This is a genomic window from Pseudescherichia vulneris, assembly GCF_902164725.1.
Lineage (GTDB): Bacteria > Pseudomonadota > Gammaproteobacteria > Enterobacterales > Enterobacteriaceae > Pseudescherichia > Pseudescherichia vulneris.
Genome location: NZ_LR607338.1, coordinates 398,843 through 399,778, shown reverse-complemented (window position 1 = coordinate 399,778; position 936 = coordinate 398,843). Strand labels below are relative to the sequence as shown.

The 936-nt window shown below is 60.4% G+C and carries 1 pseudogene; it reads left to right on the top strand.

The features are described 5' to 3' along the window. Nucleotides 1-936: pseudogene (locus tag FN633_RS01510) on the top strand (excinuclease ABC subunit A); the annotation flags it as partial.

Sequence of the window (936 nt, the reverse complement as noted above, 5' to 3'; positions counted from 1 at the left end):
TCCCCTACCGCAAGCTACCTGTTTGACAAGCATCGTCCGGGCCTGCGTCAGCGGCTTCTTCCCGAACGCTGGCTGAAGCTGGAGCAGATAACCTGCAATAACATTCACGGGCTGGATGTCCAAATCCCCCTTGAACGGATGACCGCTATCACCGGCGTGTCTGGCTCAGGCAAGTCCACGCTCCTCGCCCGGGTGCTTCCCGCGCTGCTTCAACGGCTCGACAAAACGCCAGAAGAGGACGCTGCTGAGGAGGACGGCGTGGTACCAGACGTGCAGGGTAAGATTACGGCGGGCGGGACCTCTCTTAAACGTCTGGTTCGCATCGATCAGCGGCCCATCGGGCGGACACCGCGATCCAACCTGGCGACCTATACCGGCTTTTTTGACACCGTGCGCAAGCTCTTTGCCGAAACGGACGAGGCGAAAAAGCGCGTCTTTAACGCCAGCCGGTTTTCCTTCAACCTGCCCGCCGGACGCTGCCCCATCTGCGAGGGCCAGGGGCAGATCACCATTGAGCTACTGTTCATGCCGGAGGCAAGCGCACCGTGCTCGGCCTGCGGCGGACGTCGCTACAATGATGAAACCCTTGAAGTGCGGTGGCATAACAGAACAATAGCGGACGTGCTGGATCTCACCGTCGACGAGGCCATTTCAGTATTTGAAGACAATGACACTATCCAGCGCTCTCTTGACGCGCTTGCGTCGCTCGGTCTTGGCTACCTGACGCTGGGCCAGCCTGCGACCGAACTGTCCGGCGGGGAGTGCCAGCGCATTAAGCTTGCCTGGGAGCTACAGCGCGTGCAGCGGGGTAAGACACTCTATCTGCTGGACGAGCCCTCGACAGGGCTGCATCCGGCGGATATGGACAAGCTGATGCGGGTCCTCGACAGGCTGGTTCAACGCGGCGATACGGTGGTTATGGCGGAGCATGATATG